This is a genomic window from Streptosporangium saharense (assembly GCF_014203715.1).
Taxonomy (GTDB): Bacteria; Actinomycetota; Actinomycetes; order Streptosporangiales; family Streptosporangiaceae; genus Streptosporangium; species Streptosporangium saharense.
Genome location: NZ_JACHJP010000005.1, coordinates 371,431 through 395,178, shown reverse-complemented (window position 1 = coordinate 395,178; position 23,748 = coordinate 371,431). Strand labels below are relative to the sequence as shown.

The window sequence follows — 23,748 nt, the reverse complement described above, 5'->3', positions numbered from 1 at the left end:
CATGTGTTACCCCACAGACCGTTTCGCGCCTCGGATGTCCTTGACGAACCACTTGTCGCCCTGCTTCACCACGGTGAGCCGGTAGGCCTGCTCCAGCTTCCCGCTCGCCTCGCCGGGGTCGGCGTTGGTGGTCGAGTCGAGGGACGTGGTCGTCCGCGCGGGCACGCCCCACACGACCGTCGCGGTCACCTCCCGCGTGGTCCCGGACCCCGCGGAGACGACGAGGTCCTTGAGGTTCACGAAGGTGAAGGCGCCGCCGAAGCCCTCCAGGGTCACCCCGGCGGCGGCGTAGCGCTGCAACGAGACGTTGTTGCCCGCGGCGTACGCCTTGAAGAAGTCGGCAAGGGGCGTGCGCAGCTCGGTCTCCGCGGCCGAGTCCCGCTCCCCCGCCGGGACCGCGGGCAGGTTCGCCGAGGAGGGCGCGGGCAGCACGGCGGGACGACCCGAGACCACGAACCTTTCGGCCTCCACGTCGTAGAACACCGGCACCGACAGCAGCTGACGGCGGTCCTCCGACTGGAAGGCCAGCGTCACGACGGCGTTCTGCCTGTCGATGATCTCCGTGCCGTACGGCTGGACCGCCCCGGCGGACATCCGCCCCAGGCCGTCCCAGCCGAACTGCGGCTCGGCGCCGTCGGGCAGATAGGGAGCGAGCCGCGCCGCCCTTTCCTGCAGGCGAACGGCGTCGAAATTCAGATAGACCGCCGCAAACTGGCTGGCGAAAGAGGTCGCCTTGCCGATGGGGAATTCAGCGTCCGGGGAAACCTGCGGTGCTCCACTGGGCGTGTTCTGCTGGGTGAGACGTTCAAAAGGTGCACGGACCCCGTTCACCACGATGACCACTATTAGCGCCCAAAGTACGGCACGACCTGCCCATATGAGCCAACGACCGCCACCGCCGGACCAACGCCCCCTGGTCGGCGCACCACGTCCTCGCGCCGGAGCGCCGTCGAACTCGGGGTCGTGCGGCGCCCCCGGGTATGCCGACAGCTCAGGGTCGTCGGTGATCCGAGGATCACGGACGGTTGACCTTCGAGCCATCTTGCCTCCGCTCGCGCCAAACCCCCGGCTGACGCGGTCTCGTATTACTCCTGACCCCGTTAACCATGGTCAAGCACTTACTCTAACCGCCTTGCCGATTGTTCCAGGAAAGCCACGCCTATGCTGCAGGCATCATGGTTACCGAGCAAACCGGGTCTGGAACCCGGCTGCCGGCTCATCCAGGGACAACAAGGCGAAGAAAGTGCATTCCACCTGGCCAGCACCCACCCCGATTACCCAAACGCCACGCATTGCTATCCGTACGGTCCCCGTACTGTCCCGACCTGCCCCTTCTCTCCCGGGGCGGTCACTCACGGTAACCACTTCATGCCTCGACCGTACGGGCGGCATGGGCCGTCCCACATGAACGGGAACGCCCTGGTTTCGGGCGGAAAGGGAGCCGGTACGGCGGACGGGGATCATCCCGTCCCGCCCGCCGTACCCTCCACATCGTGCGGTCCAGTAAGGAGGGATCCTGGGCCGCACACCCCAGCGGCGGTTCCCAGACACGCCGAAAGCGTCCGACGTGCTCGGAGCAAGAGAACCGCCAACGCACCGGACTTCCGCCCACTCGGAAGGCCGGTTCCCTGGTACCCGGTCAGAGATGACCACCGGACCGGGCACCACTTCACCACACCCGTCCCGGACGCCCCACCCGTTGTCCGACTCCGGCCACCACGTGCCCGTCGCGTACCAGGCATAACGCCCCGAAATAGGGGCGGTGTCAGAGCGTCCGGTCGAGCACCTCGATCAGGCGCGCGATCCGCTCCTCGTTCCTGCGGTAGTGCGTCCACTTGCCGACGCGGGCGCCGATCACCAGATCCGCGCGTTCAAGGGAAGCCATGTAGGACGAGACTGTCGACTGCGCCAGCCCGGCCTTCTCCTGGAGCTGGCTGACGCAGACGCCGTACTCGTCGAGGTCCGCGGCCCCCTGCCCCGTGGGGAAGTTCGCGCGGGGGTCGCGCAGCCAGCCGAGCATCTGCCGGCGGATCGGGTTCGCCAGTGCCTTCAGGGCGTCGTTGACCTGGTCGTCGACATCGGTCACGCCGTCACCGGCTGCGGCCACCGACGATCACTCCTTATTCCGGCACATCGCGATATGTCGATGCGATTTTACCAACGCGTGCCACCCATCGCCATCGGCTCGGCACATCCCGTAACGCGAGAAGGCCCCCGAGTGACTCGGAGGCCTTCGAACGAACCCGTGACGGCCCGTCAGGCGCGTCCTCGCTCGTCGACGGGACGGTTCCGGTACTCCCGCCAGGCCGCGAGAAGCTCCTCCCGCGTCCCCTCCGGGTGGTCCCGGTGCCAGGAGCGGGTGAAGCGGTTGTACTCGAACTGGGAGTCGATCCCGCGCTCCCCTCCGTCCCGGGTGCCGTGCCAGTGGTCGAGGGCGTCCCGCAGCGTCCGGGTGCCGTCGGCGTCGGCGAAGAACGCCCGCATCTCCGCGTCGAAGTGGAAGCCCTCCCCCACCTGGCCGACGAACCAGGCGCGCACGGCCTGGCTGCAGCGCTGCCCCGGCGGAACGACGGTGTCGCCGTCCAGCGGACCCGCGAGCTGACGCGCACCGGCCCGCCGTACCGGAACCGGCTCGGAGAACGCGTGGCCGTCGAGGGCGGCGGAGATGCGGGCGGCGAGGAGGTCCTTCCCGCCGGTGGCCCGGATGCCCAGCTCCCGCGCGAACCCGGCGAGCTCCTCCTTCAGCCAGTACCAGCGCCGGAACTCCTCCGCCGTGAGCTCCGGTGAGAGCGGGGGACGCGCCCCGGAAGGAGAAGGTGACTCCACCGGCTACTTCTTGAGGCCGCTGCGGAACTCCACGACGTCGCCGTCGCGCATCACGTACTCCTTGCCCTCGATGCGGGCCTTGCCCGCCTGGCGGGCGGCGGCGATGGAGCCCACCTCGACCAGCTCGTCGAAGGAGACGATCTCGGCCTTGACGAAGCCGCGCTGGAAGTCGGTGTGGATGACCCCGGCGGCCTCGGGGGCGGTGGCGCCCTTGCGGATCGTCCAGGCCCTCGTCTCCTTGGGACCGGCAGTCAGGTAGGTCTGCAGGCCGAGCGTCTCGAAGCCGACGCGGGCGAGCTGGGCCAGACCCGACTCCTGCTGGCCCACGGACTGCAGCAGTTCGAGGGCCTCATCCTCGGGCAGCTCGACCAGCTCGGACTCGATCTTGGCGTCGAGGAAGACCGCCTCGGCCGGGGCGACGAGCGTGGACAGACGCGCCCTGAGGTCGTCGTCGGTCAGCTCGTCGGCGTCGAGGTTGAAGACGTACAGGAAGGGCTTGGCGGTCAGCAGGTGCAGCTCGCGCAGGTCGGCGAGGTCGATGCCCGCGCCCTTGGCCCCGGCGTACAGGGTGGTGCCGCCGTCGAGGAGCTTGGTGGCCGCCTCTGCCGCGTCGAGGACGGCCTTGCGGTCCTTGTTGGTCCTGACCTCCTTCTGGAGGCGGGGCAGCGCCTTCTCCAGGGTCTGCAGGTCGGCGAGGATCAGCTCGGTGTTGATCGTCTCGATGTCGCGGCCCGGCTCGACGCCACCGTCCACGTGGGTCACGTCGGGGTCGGTGAAGACGCGGATGACCTGGCAGATGGCGTCGGTCTCGCGGATGTTGGCGAGGAACTGGTTGCCCCGCCCCTGCCCCTCCGAGGCGCCCTTGACCAGTCCGGCGATGTCCACGAACTCGACCTTCGCCGGGAGGATCTTCGCGGAGCCGAATATCTCGGCCAGCTTCTCCAGACGGGGGTCGGGAACGCCGACGATGCCCACGTTGGGTTCGATGGTGGCGAAGGGGTAGTTCGCCGCCAGGGCGTTAGCGGTCTTCGTCAGCGCGTTGAAAAGCGTTGACTTGCCGACGTTGGGCAATCCGACGATGCCGATGCTCAGGCTCACGTCAGCCGAGTTTACGGCGAATCACCCGGTGCTGACCGCCGAGGCGTGTCGGGAGGCCGGAAACCACCGGTGCTGACATCATTCCGTGGTGGATGTCATGGCGCTCGCCTTCCAACTGGCCGTAGGTCTCGCCGCCGGGCTCGCCATCGGGTTCCTGCTCGGTAAGTCCCGCGCCTCCGCCACCTCCGACCACGTCGTGGCGCGCATGGCGGACGCCGAGGCCAGGGCGAAGGCCGCGGAGGAGAAGCTCGCCTACGTCGAGGGGCAGCTCACCGACCGGTTCCAGGCGCTGTCGGCCAAGGCGCTCGACGTCAACAACCTGCGCTTCCTCGAACTGGCCGAGACCAGGCTCGCGGCGGGCAGGGCGGAGGCCGCGGGTGAGCTCGAACAGCGCAAGCAGGCCGTCGAGCACCTGATCGAGCCGCTGAAGGACACCCTGGCGCGGGTCGAGACGCAGCTTCGCGACACCCAGGCGGGCCAGCGGGCCGCCCACGCCGAGCTGGCCAAGCACATCGACGTGGTCAGGGAGAGCAACGAGCAGCTCCGCCTGCAGACGACGGCGCTGGTGCGGGCGCTGCAGCGGCCCGAGGCCAGGGGCAGGTGGGGTGAGCTGCAGTTGCGCAGGGTCGCCGAGATCGCCGGGATGCAGCGCTTCTGCGACTTCGACGAGCAGGCGAGCGTCGCCACCGCCGACGGCGCTCTCAGGCCCGACATGGTCGTACGGCTCGCGGGCGGCAAGAACATCGTGGTCGACTCCAAGGTCTCTCTCGCCGCCTACCTGGAGGCCGCGGAGTCGGCAGATCCCGACCACCAGTCGGTCAGGCTGGACAGCCACGCCCGGCACGTGCGCGAGCACGTGGACCGGCTGGCGGGCAAGGCCTACTGGCAGGCGTTCAGTCCGGCGCCCGAGTTCATGGTGCTGTTCATCCCCGGTGAGGCGTTCCTCGCGCCCGCCCTCGAACGCGATCCCGGCCTGCTGGAGTACGCCATGCGGCGCCGGGTGCACATCGCGACGCCGACCACGCTGATCACGATGCTCCGCACCGCGCACTACGCCTGGCAGCAGGCGGCGCTCAGCGAGAACGCGCGGGCCGTCTTCGAGCTGGGCAAGGAGCTCTACGAACGGCTGGGCACCCTGGGGCAGAACATGGAGACGATGGGCCGTTCCCTGGGCAGGGCGGTCGAGGCGTACAACCGTACGGTCGGCTCCCTGGAGAGCCGGGTCCTGGTGAGCGCGCGCAAACTGAACGATCTGGGGCTGGTCGACGGCGAGCTGGACGGCCCCCAGAGCATCGAGAACCTGCCGCGGGCGCTGACCTCGCCCGAACTGCTGGGAGAAGAGGAGTCAAGCCCGTCCCCCATCTCCCGCCTGAACGGTAAGTTGGCGGGCGACCTGCCCTAGAGATGCTGTTCCCCGCGTGAGCGCAGGCGGGCAGAGCAGAAGGGTCGATGAGGGCCGAGGTCGAGGGGGGCGGAGTGGTGAACGAGCGAGGCGACGGACAACCGCTTGGGGGAGCCACCCGGGCGGGCGGAGCGAGTCCTGCGGGCGGGACCGGGCGCAAACCGTCCGGAGGCGGTGTACGGCTGACCGCCAGGGGCGCGATCGCGCTCGTGCTGGTCGCGACGCTCGTGGGCAGGGTGCTCCAGGCGGTGTTCGGGCCTTCGGCGCTGCTCGGTCTGACGTTCGTGGTCGGCTGCGCGGGCGCTGTCGTGCTGGTGAACCGGCGTGACCTGCTCTCGCTGGTGGTCTGCCCGCCTCTGGTCTTCTTCATCGCGGCGCTGATCACCGAGGCCGTCGGTTCCCTGGGGGCGAAGGTGCCGGTCCAGGCGTTCGGGCTGGGCATGTTCGCGATCCTGTCGGCCAACGCTCCCTGGCTGTTCGCGGGGTCGCTGCTGGTCCTGCTCGTCGCCTGGCGGCGCGGCCTGGCCACGTGCGTGCGCGAGCTGCGCGAGGAGCTGCGGGCGGCGGGACCCGCCCCCGCGCGGCAGAAGGCGGGCGGCGCGGGTTTCGCCCCCGAGCCCGAGGGCTACTTCGAGCCCAAGGTGTACGGCACGCCGCGCGACGACCAGCCCACCCAGGAGCAGGCGGCTGACGGCCGGTAGGACGCGGGTGCCGTACGGCGGGGCCGTACGGCACCGGGGTGGTCGGGGAACGGGTCAGACGGTGGCGCGCAGGTCCTTGCGCAGCTCGTGCGGCAGGGCGAAACGGACGCTCTCCTCGACCGACTCGACCTCCTCGACGGTGTCGAAGCCGTGCTCGGCGAGCTTGGCCAGGACCCCGGCGACCAGTTCGTCGGGGACGGAGGCGCCGCTGGTCACCCCGACGGTCGTGACGCCGTCGAGCCACTCGTCCTTGACGAACGAGGCGTTGTCGACCAGGTAGGAGGCGTCGGCCCCGTGGTCGAGGGCGACCTCGACCAGGCGCTTGGAGTTCGAGGAGTTCTCCGAGCCGACGACGATGACGAGCTGGGCCTGGGCCGCGATCTCCTTGACCGCGACCTGGCGGTTCTGCGTGGCGTAGCAGATGTCGTCGCTCGGCGGGTCGATGAGGTTCGGGAAGCGCGCCTTGAGCCGGGAGACCGTCTCGGTGGTCTCGTCGACCGACAGCGTGGTCTGCGACAGCCACACCAGCCGCTCGGGGTCGCGCACCTTGACCGTGTCGACCGAGTCGAGGCCGTCCACGAGCTGGATGTGCTCGGGGGCCTCGCCCGCGGTGCCCTCGACCTCCTCGTGGCCCTCGTGGCCGATGAGGAGGATGTCGTAGTCCTGGGAGGCGAAGCGCCTGGCCTCGTTGTGCACCTTGGTGACCAGCGGGCAGGTGGCGTCGATGGTCCGCAGGCGGCGTCGCGCGGCCTCCTGGTGGACGGCCGGGGAGACCCCGTGCGCGGAGAAGACGACGATGGCCCCCTCGGGCACCTCCTCGGTCTCCTCGACGAAGATGGCGCCGCGCTGTTCGAGCGTCCGCACCACGTGGGTGTTGTGGACGATCTGTTTGCGGACGTAGATGGGCGCGCCGTACTGCTCCAGGGCCTTCTCAACGGCCTGGACCGCGCGGTCCACTCCGGCACAGTAACCGCGTGGCTTGGCCACCAGGACACGCCGGATCGTGGGGGTCTCTGACGTCATGTTCTTATGCTACGTGGAGCGCCCACTCGTCCTGTGGCCACACGAGGCATCGTCTTGCCCGACACTTGCCATACGGAACGACCAAAACAGATCCTTCAGGGAGACGACATGTCAGTCCCCGACATCGTTCGCAATGTCACCAAAAACGTGCGCGAGGCACTTTCCAGTCGCGAGGAGTTCAAGGAGAAGACGACCAAGGATCTGCCGCTCTACGTGCTGCAGAGCGCGCTGAGCGGGGTCGGCCAGGCGCTGCAGTTCGGCGGCCGCGTGAAGGACAGGATCAGGCGTCTCGCCGGGCAGGGCCGGGACGAGGAGACGGACACCACCGAGACCACCGAGCAGGCCACCGGCGAGACCCCCGCCGACAAGCCCGCCCGCCGCGAGCCGGTCATCTTCGCCCCGCGCCCCTCCCAGGAGAAGTCCGAGGAGGCCGTCGAGGTCGTCGAGACCGTCGAGCCCAGGGCCGAGGCGAACGGCGCCAAGGCGCGTCCCGAGCCCGTCATCTTCACCCCCGCCAAGCCCGCCGCCGCCAAGGCCCCCACCGAAACTCCCGCCGAAACCCCCGCTGAGACCCCCGCCGCGGCAGTCGCCGAGACCGCCAAGGCCCCCGAGGCCGTCGAGCCCTCCGCCGAAATCCCCACCAAGGCCCCTTCGCAGGTCAAGGTCCCCGAAACTCCTAAAGCCCCCGAAGTCGCGGAGGAGAGCGCCCTCGTGGAGCCGATGCCGGGGTACTCCACCCTGACGATCGCCTCCCTGCGCGCCCGGATGCGCGGCAAGTCCGCCGAGCAGATCGGCGACCTGCTCGCCTACGAGCGGGCCACCTCGGACAGGCCGGAGGTCGTGCGCATGTACGAGAACCGCCTGGCCAAGCTCCGGGCCGCCGAATGATGATCGGAGCCGCGTAGGCTCTGCGGACATGACCTCGAAGACCACCCCCGAACAGCCGCTTCCCGTCCGCACGGTGCTGCAGATGGTCGGCGGCTGGATCGGCAAGCTCGGCACCGTCTGGGTCGAGGGACAGATCACCGAGCTGACCGCCCGGGGTGGCACGGTGTTCCTGACCCTGCGCGACCCGGTGGCCAACGTGTCGGCCCGTGTCACCTGCCCGCGCGGCGTGTACGAGGCGACCGTCCCCCGGCCCGTGGACGGCGCCCGGGTCGTCATGCACCTGAAGCCGGACTTCTGGGTCAACAAAGGGTCTTTCGCCTTCACCGCCCTGGAGATGCGACCCGTCGGGGTCGGCGAGCTGCTGGCCAGGCTTGAGCGCCTGCGCCAGCTGCTCGCCTCCGAGGGGCTGTTCAAGGTGGACCGCAAGCGGCGGCTGCCGTTCCTGCCCGGGGTCGTCGGGCTGGTCTGCGGCCGTGACTCGGCCGCCGAGCGCGACGTGCTGGAGAACGCGCGGCGCCGCTGGCCCGCGGTGCGGTTCAAGGTCGAGAACGTCGCCGTGCAGGGGCCGTACGCCGTCACCGAGGTCACCGAGGCGCTGCGCAAGCTGGACGCGGACGGTGAGGTCGAGGTCATCGTGGTCGCGCGGGGCGGCGGATCCCTTGAGGATCTTTTGCCCTTCTCCGACGAGTCGCTGGTCAGGGCCGTGGCGGCCTGCCGTACGCCGGTGGTCAGCGCCATCGGCCACGAGCAGGACAATCCGCTGCTCGACATGGTCGCCGACGTGCGGGCCTCGACGCCGACGGACGCGGCCAAGAAGGTCGTGCCCGACGTCGGCGAGCAGCTCACGCTCGTGCGCCAGCTCCGCGACCGGGGGCGCAGGGTCGCGGGCGGGTGGCTCGACCGTGAGCTGTCCTGGCTGGCGGCCGTACGGTCCCGGCCCGCGCTGGCCGACCCGGTCAGGGAGATCGAGCGCAGGGCCGAGCAGGCCGAGCAGCTCAGGGACCGTGCCAGGCGCTCCCTGGGGGCCTCCCTCGACCGCGCCGAGGACTCCCTGGGGCATCTGAGGGCCCGGCTGGTCGCATTGTCGCCCGCAGCGACGCTGGAGCGCGGCTACGCGATCGTGCAGCGTCCCGACGGCGAGGTCGTACGGCGGGCGGCCGACGTCGCTCCCGGCGACGAGCTGACGGTGCGCTTCCCCGACGACCGGGTGAGCGTCAGGAGAGACTCCGCCACGTGAGCGAGGGGTAGCCGTCGGCCGTGAAGCCCATCTCCTGGTAGAGCGGCGCGGCCTCGGGGGTGGCGTGCAGGTCGATCCTACGGATGTCCCTGGCGCGGTACCACGCCATGAGGGCCGTCATGACGGCTCTGCCGTACCCCAGCCTGCGGTGACCGGGGTCGGTGGTCATGCCCTGGATGTAGCCGTAGCGCCCGTCGGGCAGGCCGGGACCGGGGAAGCGGTCGAAGATGAGGCCGATCCCGCAGGAGGCGAGTCTTCCGTCGGGGGCGTCGACCACGTAGACGGCGGTGTCGGAGCTGCCGATCCGCTCGGTGAGGCTGTCGGCGTAGGACTCCGACCAGGTGTCGTCGACCGGGAAACTGCCGTCCATCGCCATGCGGTCGGCCAGGATCTGGCGGAGCCGTACCAGCTCGGGGATATCCTCGGATGTCGCGGGACGAACACTCATCGGCCCAGTCTCCCAGGCTGAAGATCGTCGGCGCCCGGTGGGGTCCGCACTAAGGTGGGGCCGTGGCCGATGAGAAGACACCGTCGTACGAGCAGGCGCGCGAGGAGCTGACCGAGGTGGTCCGCCGTCTTGAGGCGGGCGGGCTCACGCTTGAGGAGTCCATCCAGCTCTGGGAGCGGGGCGAGAGGCTCGCGGCACTGTGCGAGGAGTGGCTGCAGGGCGCCAGGGTGAAGCTGGCGGCGGCCATGGCGCAGCGCAGGGGGCCTGACGCGGCGGGAGACGCGCCCTTCCAGACCTTCTAGGTCAGTTTGGACTGCTGTTTGAGGGTCGCGGCCAGGGCGGACAGCTCGTCCCACTGGGCGGTTCCGGTGACGACGAGCGTGGCGTCGGGCAGGAACCTCACCAGGGAGCGCTGGTTCTTGTCCTCGCGGAAGCGCTTCTCCCAGGTCACCCCGTTGACCTGGACGCTGCCCTGGGGCTTGTCGCTGTTGGCCATCCGGTTGGCGAACCCGGCCGCGGGCCGCTCGTCGCTCTGGGCGAGCAGGGCGTGGGCGCGCTTGGCGGTGGCGAAGCCGAGCCGCCAGGTCACGGTCGCCCTGCCCTCGCTGTCCTTGCCCCGGGTCATCCGCGAGCTCGTCGGCACCCAGTTGGCGAGCACGGGGTCCGGGGTCCACACCTGGTAGGAGGCGTCCCGGCGCATGTTGGCCACGTCGATGGAGAAGTTGACGCTGGGGATGTGCTCGGTACGGCTCTGCGGAGTGATCAGGAGAAAGACGCCGACGCCCGCGAGACAGACCATCATCGCGAACGCGTAGCCGTAGAAACCCTGAGTGAACCGTCGCACGACCATCGAGACTATCCGCTCACGGGGGTGCCCCCGCCTCAGGGGCGTCGGATCTGCCCGATGATGCCCAGGACGTCCTCGGCGAGGGCGCGGGCGACGTCCTCGTCCTCCGACAGGACGACCTCGGTGACGGCGGCGTTCAGTGCCCCGGCGAGCACCACGACCAGCGCGTTCTCGTCGTCGAACAGGCTGGCGGCGCGCGTGGTCCACTGGCGGAGGCGCTCGCGCATGACGACCTCGAAACCGGGTGGCCCGTCGCCGCGCAGGAAGAGCGCGGCGATCTCGCGTTCGGCCAGGCAGCCGTCGAGGTAGGCGCGGGCGCCCGCGACGAACAGCCGTACGGGCTCGTCCTCGCCGGTGGTGAGGGCCGCGTGGACTGCCTGTGTGGTCCGCAGGGTCTGCCGCTCCTGGAACTCCTCGAACAGCGCCAGGTAGAGGTCGGCCTTGCCGGAGAAGTGGTGGTAGAGGCTGCCGACGCTGGCCTGGGCGTGGGCGACGATGTCGTTGACGCCGGTGTCGGCGAAACCGCTGGCCAGGAAGGCGTCCCTGGCCGAGGAGAGCAGGGCCGTACGGGTCGCGGCACCCCGTTCCGAGGTGCGTGCGCCCGCGCCTGTCGCCACCCGTTCCGTGTCACCGCTCATCGTCGGGACATTATCCTCCGCTGCTCGGTCAGAAGGGGGACAACTACCATCGATGTGCAGCAATCCACGAGAGGGGCCCTCCGCCATGTCCGATCAGACGACCGTCCCTGCCGCGCTCGCCACGGGTGAACACGCACCTGATCGCAACCTCGCCCTCGAACTCGTCCGGGTGACCGAGGCGGCCGCGATGTCCGCGGCCCGCTGGGTCGGACGGGGTGACAAGAACGGCGCGGACGGCGCCGCCGTGAACGCCATGCGCCAGCTGATCAACACCGTGTCGATGAACGGCGTCGTGGTGATCGGCGAGGGTGAGAAGGACAACGCGCCGATGCTCTACAACGGCGAGCACGTCGGCGACGGCAGCGGCGCCGAGTGCGACGTGGCCGTCGATCCGATCGACGGCACCCGGTTGACCGCGCTCGGCATGCCGAACGGCATCTCGGTCATCGCGGTCAGCGAGCGCGGCTCGATGTACGACCCCTCGGCCGTCTTCTACATGGACAAGCTGGTCACCGGCCCCGAGGCCGCCGACGCCGTGGACATCAACGCCCCGGTCGCCGACAACATCGCCGCGGTGGCACGTGCCAAGGGCGGCGAGCCGTCCGACGTGACCGTGGTCATCCTCGACCGGCCGCGTCATGACAAGATCATCCGGCAGATCCGGGAGGCGGGCGCCCGGATCAAGCTCATCACCGACGGCGACGTGGCCGGTGCCATCATGGCGGCCCGCGCGGGCACCGGCGTCGACCTCATGCTCGGCATCGGCGGCACCCCCGAGGGCATCATCGCCGCGTGCGCGCTCAAGTGCCTCGGCGGGGTCATCCAGGGCAGGCTGTGGCCGCAGGACGACGCCGAGCGGCGCAGGGCGCTGGACGCCGGTCTCGACCTCGACGCCACACTGACCACCGACGACCTGGTCAGGTCGGACGACGTCTTCTTCGCTGCGACCGGCGTCACCGACGGCGAGCTGATGCAGGGGGTGCGTTACCGTGGCGGGCGCGCGGTGACCAACTCCCTGGTCATGCGGGGCCGTTCCGGCACGATCCGCAAGATCGAGAGTGAGCACCAGCTCTGGAAGCTGCGGGCCTACAGCGCGATCAACTTCGACAACGCGAGCTGACTCAGCGGCGGAACCACGACCGGCGGGGCCGTTTGGGGGACTTCGCGACGACGTTGCCCATGGCGATGAGGCCGGTGATCTCGATCACCGGCCCGTCCGGGGAGGGCGGGACCTGGTTCTTCCTGCCCGCCATGATCCCCGAGGTGGGCATCACGACGCGCACGCCCTCGGGGACGATCAGGGTGAGGGTCGCGGCCATCACGGTGACGTTCAGCGTCACGTGGTTCGACTGGAGCACCGCCTCGCGCAGGTCAAGAGTGACGTTGGCACAGACCGCGGTCGCGGAGTAGCGGGTGGGCACCACCCAGCGGCCCGTGTGCCTCTGGGTGCCGAAGAAGGCCATGACGGGCCGTACGTCGGTGCGCAGGGGCTGCTCCTCCGGCGGGAGCAGGTCCGTCGTGATCGCGGCCAGCTCGCCCAGGGTCCTGACCTGGTAGACGGCGGACAGGCGCTCCTCGTGCTCGTCGGGGCCGAGCCTGCCGTCGGCGAGCGCGTCGGCCAGCACGGCGGCCACCCGTTCCCGGTCGTCGTTGCCCGCCCTCAGGTCGCCGGGGCGCGGTTCGTACGCGGGATCGCGAGGCACCGGGGGAGGGTAGCTGTCCACCTCTCGACCATAAGCCTTTCCGTGCGGTTCCGTAGCTGCCAAACTGCCGGGTGAGTGTCCGTTGACCGTCGGGTACGGCACCCCTACCCTGACGGGAACCTGAACACTCCTCATGTTTGCTGGAGGCCGTCGTGCCGTCCTCTCCCCCGCAAACTCCGGTGCGAACCGGGCGCGACAGGCAGGCCCGTGTGGCGACCTGGGCCGCCTTCCTCGTCCAGGGCCTCTGCTTCGCCACGCTGATCACCCACGTGATCGACCTGCAGCACAGGTTCGGCCTCGGTGACGACGACCTGATGCTCGTCCTGCTGCTGGTCCCGGTGATCGCGGGGGTGGGCAGCGCCGCCGTCGCCCCCCTCGCCGCCAGGTACGGCAGCGCCCCGGTGCTGCGGTTCTCCCAGCTCGCCGTCTGCGCCGTGGTCGCCCTGTCCGGCTGGAACGACGGCCTGGCCGGGCTCTACGTGCTCTGCGCCGCCTTCGGCCTGTTCGTCGGGGCGGTGGACGCGGCGATGAACATGCAGGCGGTCGCGGTCGAGCGCAGGTACGGCATGAGCGTCCTGACCGGCTTCCACGCCGTGTGGAGCGTCGGTTCGCTGCTCGGCGCCGCCGCCAACTCCGCGTCGAGCGCCCTGGGGGTGGCCCTTGGCTGGTCGTTCACGGTGCCCGTGCTGGCCGGGGCCGTGGCCTCCGCGCTCATGCTGCCCCGCCTGTACGGCCGGGCGGAGGAGAAGGCGTCGGAGGAGGCGGCCGGTCCCGCCGCGCGGGTGCCGTGGCGGTCGATCCTGCCGCTCTGCCTGGCCATGGCCTTCCTGTACGTCGGCGACGCCGCGGTCTCCAACTACAGCACCCTCTACATGAGCGACGCCCTGGCGGCGGGCGGCTGGCTGGTGCCGTTCGCCTACCTGCTCTATCAAGCGGCCATGCTCCTGGCCCGCGTCCCCGGTGATCTCGCCGTGCGCAGGTACGGCCCGGCCCCGGTCGTCCGTGCGGGCGCGGTGATCGCGGTGGCCGGGATCGTCGGTGTGGTCATGGCTCCCGGCGTCGTCGTGGCCGTCCTGGCGTTCGGCCTGGTCGGCGCGGGGCTCTCGGTCGTCGCGCCGCAGTCGTTCTCCGCCGCAGGGCGCCTCGGGGCCGGGGCGGAGACGGCGATCGCGCGGGTCAACGTGTTCAACTACGTCGGCTTCCTGGTCGGCGCGGCCGTGGTCGGCGGCGTCAACGACGGCATGGGCCCCAGGTGGGCGTTCGTGCCCGCCGCGGTCCTGGTGGCCCTGATCGTGCCGCTCGCCGGGGGCTTCCGGCCGAGAGCCGCTCCCGCCGTCTAGCGTCCCGGGCCGGCCAGCACGTTCAGGTGGTAGAGGTCGTAGCCCGGTGCCGCCTCCGAGGGGCTGTGGCAGCCGTGCGGGACGAGCACCACGTCCCCCGAGGAGACCTCGGTCATCGCCTCTTCTGCGCCGTGCAGCCGCTGGTAGCCGGGCCCGCCCTCGAAGTAGTAGATCTGTTCGCGCACGGCCCCCGGGAGCATGTCGTTCTCGTACGGCGGGCGGGGTGAGCGGTTTCCGGCCGGGGTGAGCACCTCGACCGCGACGAGCCGGTCGCACTCGAAGGCGTCGGGGGCGCAGAAGCCGTTGATCCGGCCCGTCCCGCGCGCCTCGACGGGCACCTCGCGGGCCGGGCCGTACCTCACGGGGAAGCTTCTGCTCGCGCGGGCGGTGGGGAAGGCGAAGCGGCCCGCGCCGGTGATCCTGACCGTCGCGCCGACGGGCAGGTAGGCGAAGTCGCTGACCGCGTGGAAGACGGAGACGCGTCCTTCGAGGGCGAGCCGTACGCCGTCGCACTCGACCTGGCAGGAGCCGGAGAGCGGCAGGACCAGCATCTCCTCGTCGCCGGTGCAGAAGAGCACGCTCTCGTCGGAGAGCGTGAGCAGGCGGAGCCCGGCGTAGCTCCAGCCCGCCGTCTCCGGGGTGATCCACAGCGTCCACGGCGCCAGGGTGGAGGTGCCCGCGGGGACGAAGGTCATGGTCTCTCCCGACGCCGTGTCCCGTGCGATCCCTCGTCCATGCCCTCGTCCATGCCACCTCCAGCGTGTCCTGGCCGCTATCGGCAGGGGTACAACACCGCGGGCCCGATCACAAGACCCACCGCGCGAGCCGGGGACAACGAGGGCCGATTCCCGCGCGAATTACCCGTCCGACCGGCGCCGGGGGCGGGACGGGCGGCCGGACTACCTTCGCAGTCGTGGCCCGGCGAGAGGGCCGTTCGAGTAGGGGGAGAACCATGGATCTGCGACTTTCCGGCAAGGTGGCCGTCGTCACCGGGGCGTCCAAGGGCATCGGGCTGGCGATCGTGAGCACCCTGCTGGCCGAGGGCGTCCGGGTGGTCGCCGCCTCACGCGGGAGCAGCGAGGAGCTTGAGGCGCTCGCCGGGCCTGACCTGGTGCACGTCGCCGCCGACCTCATGGAGCCGGACGCTCCGGGGCTGGTGGTCGCCCGCGCGGCCGAGGAGTTCGGCGGGCTGGACATCCTGGTCAACAATGCCGGGGGACGGCCGCCGGGGGTGACGCTGCCGCGCTCGTCGTTCTTCGAGGCCAACGACGACGACTGGCGGGCGGTGTTCGAGTTCAACCTGTTCTCGGTGGTGCGCGCCGTACGGGCCGCCGTGCCGCTGATGCTGCGGCGGGGTGGCGGGTCGATCGTCAACGTCTCGTCGGCCAACGGCAGGCAGCCGTCGCCGATGAACGTGGACTACGGCGCCGCCAAGGCAGGCATGAACAACCTGGCCAAGGCGCTGTCGGAGGAGTTCGGCCCGCAGGGCGTCCGGGTGAACACCGTCTCCCCCGGGCCCGTCCTCACCCCGTGGTGGACCGAAAAGGGTGGCGCGGCCGACGTCATCGCCGCGATGGCGGGCTCCGACCATGACAGCGTGCTGAACAAGGTGGCCCCGGAGATGATGCGGCTGACCACCGGCCGCCTTGTCGATCCGCAGGAGGTGGCCGACGTGGTCGCGCTGCTGGCCTCCCCGAGGTCGGCCAGCACCACCGGCGCCGACTTCGTGGTCGACGGCGGCCTCCTCAAGGCCGTGTGAGCCCACGGCCCGCGGGTGGTCCGTCCCCGGCGTGGTCAGCGGGGAAGCCGCTCGCGGGTCTGTTCGGGCGCGCCGCGCTGGGCCGGCAGGTCGCCCCGTTCCAGTTGCCGCCTGCGCTGCTCCGCCTTGGAGATGTCCGCGGGCTGCTGGGGCGCCTTGCCGTCCACGCTCCTGATGGTCGCCAGCGCGATCGCGATCAGCGATACCGCCAGTCCCGCGACCACGAGGAGAGCCAGGATCGCGAGCATCACGATGTTGCTGCTCATGACGGTGTTCACGGTTCCCATGACGTCCTCCGGCCTTCACTCGCTTTCCAGCCTTCTCCTCTTCTTCGCTGAGGTGAGCCGAAAAGTCGCCACAAAAGGCCCAAATCTTGATATATGGCTTTTTGGGGGTGGTCGGGGTTCGGCCTGGCGAGGAGGTGGGATCGGCAGGGCTTACCCTCTATGGGACCGGAGAAGGCCACCGGCACGGAGGACCGAAGACGATGCCCGAGTTCGACTACACCGACCTGCTCCCCCTGGGGCCGGACGAGACCGAGTACCGCCTGATCAGCACCGAGGGGGTGCGCGTGGTCGAGGCGGCGGGCCGCAGATTCCTTGAGGTCGATCCCGAGGCGCTGCGCCTGCTGACAGAGACGGCCATCCACGACATCTCCCACTACCTCCGCTCCTCCCACCTGGCCCAGCTCCGCAAGATCATCGAAGATCCCGAGTCCAGCGGGAACGACCGCTTCGTCGCGCTCGACCTGCTCAAGAACGCCTCGATCTCGGCGAGCGGCGTGCTGCCGATGTGCCAGGACACCGGAACCGCGATCGTCATGGGCAAGCGGGGACGTCACGTGCTCACCGACGGCGCCGACGCCGAGCACATCTCGCACGGCGTCTACGACGCCTACACCAAGCTGAACCTGCGCTACTCCCAGATGGCCCCGATCACCATGTGGGAGGAGAAGAACACCGGTTCCAACCTGCCCGCGCAGATCGAGCTCTACGCCGAGGACCCCGGCGGCCACGCCGACGAGTACAAGCTGCTGTTCATGGCCAAGGGCGGCGGCAGCGCCAACAAGTCCTTCCTCTACCAGGAGACCAAGGCGGTCCTCAACGAGAAGCGGATGCTCGCCTTCCTTGAGGAGAAGATCCGCTCTCTCGGCACCGCCGCGTGCCCGCCGTACCACCTGGCGATCGTGGTGGGCGGGACCTCGGCCGAGTTCGCGCTGAAGACGGCCAAGTACGCCAGCGCCCGCTACCTGGACTCCATCCCCACCTCTGGCTCCCCGAGCGGGCACGGCTTCCGCGACACCGAGCTTGAGGCGAAGGTCTTCGAGCTCACCCAGAAGCTCGGCATCGGCGCCCAGTTCGGCGGCAAGTACTTCTGCCACGACGTCCGCGTCATCCGCCTGCCCCGGCACGGCGCCTCGTGCCCCGTGGCCATCGCGGTCTCCTGCAGCGCCGACCGCCAGGCGCTCGCCAAGATCACGGCCGACGGGATCTTCCTTGAGCAGCTGGAGACCGACCCGGCGAGGTTCCTGCCAGAGACCACGGACGAGCACCTGTCCGACGACGTGGTCCGGGTCGACCTCAACCGCCCGATGGCGGACATCCTCGCCGAGCTGACCAAGTATCCGGTCAAGACCCGCCTCTCCCTGACCGGCCCGCTGGTCGTGGCCCGCGACATCGCGCACGCCAAGATCAACGAGCTGCTCGACGCGGGCGGCGAGATGCCGCAGTACATGAAGGACCACGCGGTCTACTACGCCGGTCCCGCCAAGACCCCCGAGGGGTACGCCTCCGGCTCCTTCGGGCCGACGACGGCCGGCCGGATGGACTCCTACGTCGAGCGCTTCCAGGCGGCGGGCGGCTCCATGGTCATGCTGGCCAAGGGCAACCGCTCCAAGCAGGTCACCGACGCCTGCGCGGCCTACGGCGGCTTCTATCTCGGCTCCATCGGCGGTCCCGCCGCCCGGCTCGCCCAGGACTGCATCAGGAAGGTCGAGGTCCTGGAGTATCCGGAGCTGGGCATGGAGGCCGTCTGGAAGATCGAGGTCGAGGACTTCCCTGCGTTCATCGTGGTCGACGACAAGGGCGACGACTTCTTCACCGACCGCACGGGACCGGTGCTGGCCATCGGGCGCCGCTGACGCCGAACGGACGACAGGGGGGCGAGGAGATCCTCGCCCCCCTTTTTAATGGCCTGATGGACACCTCACGGGCACGGGACCTGTTCGGAACCGCCAGGGTCGCCCGCCTGGCCACGGTCGGCGCGACCGGGGCGCCCCATCTCGTCCCCGTGACCTTCGACGTGGACGGCGACACGGTCGCCTTCGCGATCGACCACAAGCCGAAGCGCACGACGGACCTGCGGCGCCTGCGCAACATCGCCGCCGACGACCGGGTGTGCCTGCTGGCCGACCACTACGAGGACGACTGGACGCGGCTGTGGTGGGTGCGCGCCGACGGCAGGGCCAGGATCGTCGAGGACGGGCGGGAAAGGGAACGCGCCCTGGCCCGGCTGGCCGGGCGTTACGCGCAGTATCGCGAACGGCCTCCGCACGGCCCCGTCGTGCTCGTCGGGGTGGAGGCGTGGACGGGCTGGGCCTTCGTCGACACCCCCGAGGGTGGCTGAGAAAAGGTCCCGCACGGCAAGAGCGGTGCGAACGCCCTCGACCCGACCGACCCGCGTGACCGCCCGAACCACACGGCCGACCGCACCGCGCCTGCCGTACGGGTGCGCGGGACCCCCTCCGGACCAGCTGACACCTGCCATCATGATGTAATTGCGAATTACTTGCAACTACTCAGAGCCCTAGGTCGCAAGTCTGATGCACATGCATCTATCCGGCAGTAGTGTCGGCGGAGTACCGACCAACGAGGAGGTAGACCTTCATGGGTGAATACACCCTTCCGGATATGCCCTACGACTACGCGGCCCTTGAGCCCGCGATCACCGGCGAGATCCTGGAGCTGCACCACTCCAAGCACCACGCCGCCTACGTCAAGGGCGCCAACGACACCCTGGAGCGGCTGGCCGAGGCCCGCGACAAGGGAGAGTTCGGCGGTCTTGTCGGCCTTGAGAAGACCTTCGCCTTCAACCTGTCCGGCCACGTGCTGCACTCGATCTTCTGGGAGAACCTCTCCCCCGACGGCGGCGACCGCCCCGACGGTGAGCTGGCCTCCGCCATCGACGAGCACTTCGGCTCGTTCGAGGCCTTCCAGAAGCAGCTGACCACGGCGACGGCCGGGGTGCAGGGCTCCGGCTGGGGCATCCTGGCGTGGGAGCCGCTCAGCCGCCGTCTGGTCGTCGAGCAGGTCTACGACCACCACGGCAACGTCGGGATGAACACCACCCCGCTGCTCGTCTTCGACGCCTGGGAGCACGCCTACTATCTCCAGTACCGCAACGTGCGTCCGGACTACGTCGAGAAGCTGTGGTCGCTGATCAACTGGGACGACGTGAAGCAGCGCTTCTCGACAGCGTCGAGCGCGAAAATCTGACCGAAGAACGCAAGAAGTTTCGGCCCGGTCTCTACTGGTCGCATTACGCAAATCGGTAAGCTGCCCATCATGCGTGCGCCCTCCGGATACCTTCTTGCAGCGCGCTACCGGCTTTCCGAGCCGGTCGGGCGCGGCGGCATGGGCACCGTCTGGCGAGCGCACGACGAGTTGCTCGACCGCGAGGTCGCGGTCAAGGAGGTGCGGCTGCCCCTCGTCCTGGACGAGGACCTGCGGGCGGAGCTGTGCGCCAGGACCGAGCGCGAGGGGCGGGCGACCGCGATGGTCGCCCATCCCTCGGTCATCACCGTCTTCGACGTCGTGACAGAGGACGAGCGTCCCTGGATCGTGATGGAGCTGCTGCGCGCCAGGTCCCTGGAGCAGCTCCTGCAGGACCGGGGGCCGCTGCCGCCCCGCGAGACGGCGGAGATCGGCCGTCAGGTGCTCGGGGCGCTGCGGGCCGTACACGCGAAGGGGATCCTGCACCGCGACGTCAAGCCGAGCAACGTCCTGGTGACCGACGACCGGGCGGTGCTCACCGACTTCGGCCTCGCGGCGCTCGAAGGTGACGTGTCGATCACCCAGGCGGGCATCGTGCTCGGCTCCGCCGGATACATCGCCCCCGAGCGCGTGCTCGGCGCCAAGGCCACCCCCTCCGCCGACCTGTGGTCGCTCGGCGCGACCCTCTACACCGCCGTCGAGGGCCGCGGCCTGCACGGACGCCGTACGGCTGCCGCCGCCCTGGCCGCGTTGACCAGCGGTGAGCCGATCCCGATGGAGAAGGCCGGACCGCTGACCCCGGTGCTGCGCGGCCTGCTCATGATCGACCCCGCGGCCAGGCTCGACGCCGTGCGCGCCTCGATGATGCTCGCCAGGGTCGCCGCGGGCGGGACGGCCGAGGAGCCGCTGGCCAGGACCGCGGGCAGGACCGTCAGGAACGCCGCGACGATCGCCGTCCCCTCGTTCAACCGCCGCCCGCAGCACCGTGGGCTGCACCGCGCTGGCTCGGCGCCGATGCCGCCGCCCCCGCTCATCCCGCCGCCCGCGCAGAGTATGGCGCAGCCTCCCGTGCCACCCCCGCAGTTCCAGCAGCGGGCGCAGCGCCGTCCGGCCGAGGGGATGCACCGCAAGCCGGTGAGCCGGGCCCCTGAGCCACATCCGCTTGTCCGGTTCGTCACACCTCTGATCCGCCTGGTCCTCCCTCGCCTGTTGTGGCCCAAAGAGCTCCGTAAGCGAAGATAAAGCGAGCTTCAAGGAAGAATCGCTATCTTCTTCTCATGCCGGAACAGCAGACGCGCGTGCTCGCTGACCGCTACGAGCTGATCACACCGCTCGGCCGGGGAACGATGGGGACCGTTTGGCGGGCCCACGACCGTTCCCTCGGCCGTGAGGTCGCGATCAAAGAGATCCGTCAGGAGCCCGGGCTCAGCGAGGCACAACGCGCCGAACTTCGGGAGCGCATGATCCGTGAGGGTCGTACGGCTGCCCGCATCAGCCACCCCTCGGTGGCCACCGTCCACGACGCGATCGTCGAGGACGGCAGCCCGTGGATCATCATGGAGCTCGTGCAGGCCCGCTCCCTTGAGCAGGTGATCGAAGAGGAGGGCCCGCTGCCGCCCCGGCTCGTCGCCGAGATCGGCGTGGACCTGCTCGGCGCGCTGCGCGCCGCCCACGACCAGGGGATCCTGCACCGCGACGTCAAACCGGGCAACGTGCTGATCACCGAGACCGGCCGGGTGGTGCTCACGGACTTCGGCATCGCCAAGGCGGAGGGGGACAGCAGCCTCACCAAGACCGGCATGGTGATCGGCTCGCCCGGCTACACCGCCCCCGAGCGGGCACGCGGGGAGCACACCGGCCCCGAGTCCGACCTTTGGTCACTCGGCGCGACGCTGTACTTCGCGGTCGAGGGCCGTCCGGCCTACGAGCGCTCCTCGGTCGCCGAGACCCTGGCCGCGCTGATGACGGACAAGGCCGACTCGCCGACCCAGGCGGGGCCGCTGCGCCCGGTGCTCGAACACCTTTTGGAGCGGGACCACACCGCCCGCCCCACGCACCTGCAGGCGATCGCGATGCTGAGGACCGTGGCGGACACCCCGACCGGGTCGATCCCGGTCGTTCCCGCCCTGGACCCTCCCGGCACGTCCCAGAAGCCCGCCGTACAGAAACCGGCCGCGCAGAAACCGGCCGTGCAGAAGCCCGCCGTACAGGAACCGGCCCCGCGGAAGACGGCCAGTCCTGAGGAGGCGCCCGCTTCCGCGGCGCAGGAGGACGACGAGGAGTTCGACGCCAACCGCACGGTGGTGGTCATCCGGCCCAAGGGTGGTCTGCGGCTGCCTCCCGGCCCCCAGAACGCCGCCCCGGCGCCGGCCCGCCCGGCCGTACCCGGCCTCGGGACGCCGGTCGCGGGAGCGCGGACGGCCACACCGCCCCCTGCTCCCCCGGTTCCTCCGGTGCAGGACAGGCCGGTCGCGGGGCCCTCGGTGCCGCCGCCGTACCCGCAGCAGGGCTTCCCGCCGCCACAGGGGCCCCAGCGGAGGCCGCCGTTCCAGGGGCCCCCGCCACAGGGGCCGCCCCCGCAGGGACCGCCTCAGGGGCCCTGGGCGCCCACGGGACCGCGTTCCCCCGGGCTCGGGACCGACCTGTTCGCCTTCACCGGGCAGGACGGCCGCCCCGTCCAGAACGGTCAGGCGCCCCAGCCCTCGTCCAGGAGCAAGGTCGGGGTGCTCGTCCTCATGGGGATCGCGGCCCTCGCCCTGGTGGTGATCGTCATCCTGGGCGTGTCCTTCCTCACCGGCTGATCTCGCGGCGCCCGTGAAAGGGGCGCCACGGGGTCAGATCCCGATCACGTGCAGGGACGCCCACAGCGCCACGACCGCGAGCGGCAGCGTGGCGCCCACGGTGAGCAGTCCGAGCCGGGTGAACTCCCCGAGGCCCACCCCGGTGTCGTGCTCGCGCACGATCCGCCGCCACAGCAGGGTCGCCAGGGACCCGGCGTAGGTGAGGTTGGGGCCGATGTTCACCCCGATCAGCACCGCCAGCACCGCGCCCGGTCCGGCGGGCGCGGTCAGCGGCAGCAGGACCAGTACGGCGGGCAGGTTGTTGATCACGTTCGCCAGGAGCGCGGCCAGCGCCGCGATCCCCAGCAGGGCGGGAAGACCGGTGCCGTCGGGGACCAGGTGGCCGAGCGCGTCGGCGAGGCCGTTGTCCACAACCGCCCGCACCACGACGGCCAGCGCCAGCACGAAGGCCAGGAACGGCACCGCGGCCGAGCGCACGACGGCCACCGGGGTCGTGTGTCCCCTGGCCAGGGCACGACAGGCGAGTACGGCCGCGCCCGCCAGCGCCGCCCACGCGGGGTTGATCCCCAGCCAGGAGGCGACCACGAACCCGGCGAGCGTGCACACCACCGTGACCAGCGCGAAGAGCGGCATCTCACGGGGCTCGGCGACGGCCGGGGCGGCGGCCCCCGCGTCCAGGTCCCTGGCGAAGAACCTCAGGAACAGGACGTACTCCACCCCGATGGCCACCAGCCACGGCAATGCCATCAGGGCCGTGAAGCGGGTGAAGCTCAGGCCGCTGGCCGTGAAGGCCAGCAGGTTCGTCAGGTTGGAGACCGGCAGCAGCAGCGAGGCCGTGTTCGACAGGTGGGCGCAGGCGTAGACGTGCGGCCCGGGGCGGGCGCCGAGCCTGGCGGCCGTGGCGAGCACCACCGGCGTCAGCAGCACGACCGTGGCGTCCAGGCTGAGCACCGCGGTGATCAGCGAGGCCGCGACGAACACCTGGGCCAGCAGGTGCCGTGGCCGTCCGGCCGCGCCACGGGCCATCCAGACGCCGCAGGCGTGGAACAGGCCCTCGTCGTCGCACAGTTTGGCCAGGACGAGCACGGCCGCCAGGAAGCCGATCACCGGCCCGAGCCTGGCCATCTCGGCGAGGGCGTGCTCAACGGAGATCGCCCCGGTCGCGACGACCACCCCGGCGGCGGGGACCGCGACGACTGCCTCCTGCCAGCCCCACGGCCGGATGACCGCGCAGGCCAGCACGGCCAGGAGGAGGAGCACCGAGACCGTCTCCGCGAGCGCGGCGTTCACGATCGGGGCCTTCCGGGCACGGCGGATCTCCTCCTGTCGCGAAACTGTGGGACTCGAAGCCGGAGGGCTCGAAGTCGTGGAACGTGAAGCCATGAAACTCGAAGCCGCAAGCCTTGAGGCCGTGGAGCCCGAAGCTGTGGGACCCAGAGCCGCGAGACTCGAAGCTGTGGAACCTGAAGCCGTGGGGCTCAAAGCTGTAGGGCTCGGAGCTGTGGGACCCGAGGCTGTGGGACCCGAAGCCGTAGGACTCAAAGCT

The 23,748-nt window shown here is 70.4% G+C and carries 25 protein-coding genes; 13 read left to right on the top strand and 12 right to left on the bottom strand.

Going from position 1 to position 23,748, the window contains the following annotated elements; all coding sequences use genetic code 11:
* Positions 1–6: 6 nt before the first annotated feature.
* The 4 genes from FHS44_RS24915 to ychF form a co-directional block, all read right to left on the bottom strand.
* A complete protein-coding gene (locus FHS44_RS24915; RefSeq protein WP_312863805.1) occupies positions 7–834 on the bottom strand; it encodes a conjugal transfer protein in 828 nt (275 codons plus the stop codon).
* A 931-nt stretch (positions 835–1,765) separates the two neighbouring features.
* Complete coding sequence (locus tag FHS44_RS24910; protein WP_312863804.1) at positions 1,766–2,107, bottom strand: ArsR/SmtB family transcription factor; 342 nt, start codon at positions 2,105–2,107, stop codon at positions 1,766–1,768.
* Between the two features lie 149 nt (positions 2,108–2,256).
* Positions 2,257–2,826, bottom strand: coding sequence for a DUF6434 domain-containing protein (locus FHS44_RS42425; protein WP_184718681.1), 570 nt, complete (start codon positions 2,824–2,826; stop codon positions 2,257–2,259).
* 3 nt (positions 2,827–2,829) lie between these two features.
* The gene (ychF, locus tag FHS44_RS24900) at positions 2,830–3,924 is read right to left on the bottom strand and encodes a redox-regulated ATPase YchF (protein WP_184718679.1); all 1,095 of its coding nucleotides are present in this window, start codon (positions 3,922–3,924) and stop codon (positions 2,830–2,832) included.
* 88 nt (positions 3,925–4,012) lie between these two features.
* Here ychF and FHS44_RS24895 point away from each other — a divergent pair, with 88 nt between their 5' ends.
* Both FHS44_RS24895 and FHS44_RS24890 read left to right on the top strand, forming a co-directional pair.
* Positions 4,013–5,326: a DNA recombination protein RmuC gene (locus FHS44_RS24895; protein ID WP_376771608.1), complete on the top strand. Its 1,314-nt coding sequence runs from the start codon at positions 4,013–4,015 to the stop codon at positions 5,324–5,326.
* Positions 5,327–5,400: 74 nt separating this feature from the next.
* The gene (locus FHS44_RS24890; RefSeq protein WP_312863803.1) at positions 5,401–6,027 is read left to right on the top strand and encodes a DUF6542 domain-containing protein; all 627 of its coding nucleotides are present in this window, start codon (positions 5,401–5,403) and stop codon (positions 6,025–6,027) included.
* Positions 6,028–6,081: 54 nt separating this feature from the next.
* On the opposite strand, the gene FHS44_RS24885 is transcribed toward FHS44_RS24890, so the two are convergent.
* Positions 6,082–7,050 (bottom strand): 4-hydroxy-3-methylbut-2-enyl diphosphate reductase, encoded by a 969-nt coding sequence (locus tag FHS44_RS24885; protein ID WP_184718678.1) that lies wholly within the window; start codon positions 7,048–7,050, stop codon positions 6,082–6,084.
* A gap of 108 nt (positions 7,051–7,158) precedes the next feature.
* Here FHS44_RS24885 and FHS44_RS24880 point away from each other — a divergent pair, with 108 nt between their 5' ends.
* On the top strand, positions 7,159–7,938 hold the full coding sequence (locus tag FHS44_RS24880) for a DUF8129 domain-containing protein (RefSeq protein WP_184718676.1): 780 nt from the start codon (positions 7,159–7,161) through the stop codon (positions 7,936–7,938).
* A gap of 28 nt (positions 7,939–7,966) precedes the next feature.
* Positions 7,967–9,175, top strand: a complete 1,209-nt coding sequence (gene xseA, locus FHS44_RS24875; protein WP_184718674.1) for an exodeoxyribonuclease VII large subunit — start codon at positions 7,967–7,969, stop codon at positions 9,173–9,175.
* Here the strand turns inward: xseA and FHS44_RS24870 are convergent.
* Entirely contained in the window at positions 9,153–9,704 is a 552-nt protein-coding gene (locus FHS44_RS24870) for a GNAT family N-acetyltransferase (RefSeq protein WP_312863802.1), read from the bottom strand. The genes xseA and FHS44_RS24870 overlap by 23 nt on opposite strands.
* Here FHS44_RS24870 and FHS44_RS24865 point away from each other — a divergent pair.
* Positions 9,686–9,925 carry an exodeoxyribonuclease VII small subunit gene (locus FHS44_RS24865; protein WP_184718669.1) on the top strand — a complete coding sequence of 80 codons (240 nt, stop codon included), beginning with the start codon at positions 9,686–9,688 and terminating at the stop codon, positions 9,923–9,925. The two genes, FHS44_RS24870 and FHS44_RS24865, sit on opposite strands and share 19 nt — an antisense overlap.
* On the opposite strand, the gene FHS44_RS24860 is transcribed toward FHS44_RS24865, so the two are convergent.
* Both FHS44_RS24860 and FHS44_RS24855 read right to left on the bottom strand, forming a co-directional pair.
* On the bottom strand, positions 9,922–10,467 hold the full coding sequence (locus tag FHS44_RS24860) for a DUF4245 domain-containing protein (RefSeq protein ID WP_184718667.1): 546 nt from the start codon (positions 10,465–10,467) through the stop codon (positions 9,922–9,924). The genes FHS44_RS24865 and FHS44_RS24860 overlap by 4 nt on opposite strands.
* 38 nt (positions 10,468–10,505) lie before the next feature.
* On the bottom strand, positions 10,506–11,108 hold the full coding sequence (locus FHS44_RS24855; RefSeq protein WP_184718665.1) for a TetR/AcrR family transcriptional regulator: 603 nt from the start codon (positions 11,106–11,108) through the stop codon (positions 10,506–10,508).
* 85 nt (positions 11,109–11,193) lie between these two features.
* Here FHS44_RS24855 and glpX point away from each other — a divergent pair, with 85 nt between their 5' ends.
* The gene (glpX, locus tag FHS44_RS24850) at positions 11,194–12,228 is read left to right on the top strand and encodes a class II fructose-bisphosphatase (protein ID WP_184718663.1); all 1,035 of its coding nucleotides are present in this window, start codon (positions 11,194–11,196) and stop codon (positions 12,226–12,228) included.
* Position 12,229: 1 nt separating this feature from the next.
* On the opposite strand, the gene FHS44_RS24845 is transcribed toward glpX, so the two are convergent.
* Positions 12,230–12,811 (bottom strand): DUF1707 SHOCT-like domain-containing protein, encoded by a 582-nt coding sequence (locus FHS44_RS24845; RefSeq protein ID WP_312863801.1) that lies wholly within the window; start codon positions 12,809–12,811, stop codon positions 12,230–12,232.
* A gap of 179 nt (positions 12,812–12,990) precedes the next feature.
* On the opposite strand from FHS44_RS24845, the gene FHS44_RS24840 reads away from it, so the two are divergent.
* Positions 12,991–14,151: an MFS transporter gene (locus FHS44_RS24840; RefSeq protein ID WP_184718959.1), complete on the top strand. Its 1,161-nt coding sequence runs from the start codon at positions 12,991–12,993 to the stop codon at positions 14,149–14,151.
* Here FHS44_RS24840 and FHS44_RS24835 read toward each other — a convergent pair.
* Complete coding sequence (locus FHS44_RS24835; RefSeq protein ID WP_184718659.1) at positions 14,148–14,846, bottom strand: 5-deoxy-glucuronate isomerase; 699 nt, start codon at positions 14,844–14,846, stop codon at positions 14,148–14,150. The genes FHS44_RS24840 and FHS44_RS24835 overlap by 4 nt on opposite strands.
* A gap of 257 nt (positions 14,847–15,103) precedes the next feature.
* On the opposite strand from FHS44_RS24835, the gene FHS44_RS24830 reads away from it, so the two are divergent.
* A complete protein-coding gene (locus tag FHS44_RS24830; protein WP_184718657.1) occupies positions 15,104–15,910 on the top strand; it encodes an SDR family NAD(P)-dependent oxidoreductase in 807 nt (268 codons plus the stop codon).
* A gap of 35 nt (positions 15,911–15,945) precedes the next feature.
* Here FHS44_RS24830 and FHS44_RS24825 read toward each other — a convergent pair whose 3' ends face one another.
* A complete protein-coding gene (locus FHS44_RS24825; protein ID WP_184718655.1) occupies positions 15,946–16,197 on the bottom strand; it encodes a hypothetical protein in 252 nt (83 codons plus the stop codon).
* 200 nt (positions 16,198–16,397) lie between these two features.
* Between FHS44_RS24825 and FHS44_RS24820 the strand changes: the two genes are divergently transcribed.
* The 5 genes from FHS44_RS24820 (at position 16,398) to FHS44_RS41150 (ending at position 22,202) form a co-directional block, all read left to right on the top strand.
* Positions 16,398–18,050: a fumarate hydratase gene (locus FHS44_RS24820; protein ID WP_184718653.1), complete on the top strand. Its 1,653-nt coding sequence runs from the start codon at positions 16,398–16,400 to the stop codon at positions 18,048–18,050.
* A gap of 56 nt (positions 18,051–18,106) precedes the next feature.
* Positions 18,107–18,535, top strand: coding sequence for a TIGR03668 family PPOX class F420-dependent oxidoreductase (locus FHS44_RS24815; RefSeq protein WP_184718651.1), 429 nt, complete (start codon positions 18,107–18,109; stop codon positions 18,533–18,535).
* A gap of 260 nt (positions 18,536–18,795) precedes the next feature.
* Complete coding sequence (locus tag FHS44_RS24810; protein ID WP_184718648.1) at positions 18,796–19,404, top strand: superoxide dismutase; 609 nt, start codon at positions 18,796–18,798, stop codon at positions 19,402–19,404.
* A gap of 69 nt (positions 19,405–19,473) precedes the next feature.
* A complete protein-coding gene (locus FHS44_RS24805) occupies positions 19,474–20,643 on the top strand; it encodes a serine/threonine-protein kinase (RefSeq protein WP_184718646.1) in 1,170 nt (389 codons plus the stop codon).
* Positions 20,644–20,678: 35 nt separating this feature from the next.
* Positions 20,679–22,202, top strand: coding sequence for a serine/threonine-protein kinase (locus FHS44_RS41150; protein ID WP_246435938.1), 1,524 nt, complete (start codon positions 20,679–20,681; stop codon positions 22,200–22,202).
* Between the two features lie 33 nt (positions 22,203–22,235).
* Here the strand turns inward: FHS44_RS41150 and FHS44_RS24795 are convergent, their stop codons facing one another.
* Complete coding sequence (locus FHS44_RS24795; protein WP_221461222.1) at positions 22,236–23,492, bottom strand: SLC13 family permease; 1,257 nt, start codon at positions 23,490–23,492, stop codon at positions 22,236–22,238.
* Between the last annotated feature and the right edge of the window lie 256 nt (positions 23,493–23,748).